This is a genomic window from Mycobacterium sp. E3247 (assembly GCF_001667785.1).
Taxonomy (GTDB): domain Bacteria; phylum Actinomycetota; class Actinomycetes; order Mycobacteriales; family Mycobacteriaceae; genus Mycobacterium.
This window is the reverse complement of the sequence record NZ_LZJG01000200.1, coordinates 1-729: the sequence shown is the minus strand read 5'-3', so window position 1 is coordinate 729 and position 729 is coordinate 1. Positions and strand designations below refer to the sequence as shown.

Sequence of the window (729 nt, the reverse complement as noted above, 5' to 3'; positions counted from 1 at the left end):
GTGCCCCCGGCAGGATTCGAACCTGCGGCCTTCTGCTCCGGAGGCAGACGCTCTATCCCCTGAGCTACGGGGGCGCATGGAGACCATGATGCGCCAGTGGGCCCAGACAGACTAACGCATCGCGGTGACCGCTCGACCACCGCAACGGATTCGGGGCGCGGGCACCTCAGCCAATAGGATGGACGCTCGTGACCCCAGCTGACCTCGCTGAGCTGCTCAGGAACACGGCCTCCGCGGTGTTGGCCGAGCGCGGGCTGGACGCTGCCGCCTTGCCGGCGACGGTCACCGTGGAGCGGCCCCGCAATCCCGAGCACGGCGACTACGCCAGCAACCTGGCGCTTCAGCTGGGCAAGAAGGTCGGCGCCAACCCCCGTGAACTGGCCGGCTGGCTGGCAGAGGCGCTGGCACAGGCCGACGGCGTCGCCTCGGCGGAAGTGGCCGGGCCCGGATTCATCAACCTGCGCCTCGAGGCGTCGGCGCAGGCGGTGATCGTCAACAACGTCATCGACGCCGGTGATGAGTTCGGTCACTCCGACGCGCTGGGCGGCCACAAGATCAACCTGGAATTCGTCTCGGCCAACCCCACCGGGCCCATCCACATCGGCGGCACCCGCTGGGCCGCGGTCGGCGACGCGCTGGGCCGGCTGCTGAGCACCCAGGGCGCCGACGTCGAGCGCGAGTACTACTTCAACGACCACGGCGCCCAGATCGACCGCTTCGCCAACTCGC

The 729-nt window shown here is 69.5% G+C and carries 1 tRNA gene and 1 pseudogene; one reads left to right on the top strand and one right to left on the bottom strand.

Going from position 1 to position 729, the window contains the following annotated elements:
• Nucleotide 1 precedes the first annotated feature (1 nt).
• Nucleotides 2-74, bottom strand: a tRNA-Arg gene (locus A9X04_RS10485).
• Nucleotides 75-188: 114 nt separating this feature from the next.
• Between A9X04_RS10485 and A9X04_RS10480 the strand changes: the two are divergent.
• Nucleotides 189-729: pseudogene (locus tag A9X04_RS10480) on the top strand (arginine--tRNA ligase); the annotation flags it as partial.